Annotated in this window: 1 pseudogene; it reads left to right on the plus strand. The window is 61.9% G+C overall.

Annotated features, from left to right (window positions below):
* Window positions 1-224, plus strand: a pseudogene (locus MKK68_RS26810) (IS3 family transposase); the annotation flags it as partial.
* Window positions 225-373: the final 149 nt, after the last annotated feature.

Raw genomic sequence — 373 nt, forward strand, 5'->3', positions numbered from 1 at the left:
ACGAAGAGGCGCTGACGGCCGATCTTGTGGCGTTGGCCGAGAAGTACGGGCGCTACGGCTACCGCAAGATCAGCGCGTTGCTGAAGGCGGCCGGGTGGTCGGTCAACGACAAGCGCGTCTAGCTTATCTCTCGACCACAAACAAAAAAGCAGACGGCCAAGCAGCCCAAGGTGGGGCGGATCTGGGACAACGACGGCGCCTGTGTTCGTCTTCGCCCGGAACACCGAATCACGTATACCAGCCCAACAAAGCCACCCCCCCCAAACACAACCCCCTCCTGCCGGTGGTCAGGCCTGCGACGAACCCTAACAACAAACCAACCCCAAACCCTCCCACACCACCCCCTGCCTGTCACACCCCCACCCACACACTC

The organism is Methylobacterium sp. E-016, from assembly GCF_022829745.1.
Classification (GTDB): Bacteria; Pseudomonadota; Alphaproteobacteria; order Rhizobiales; family Beijerinckiaceae; genus Methylobacterium.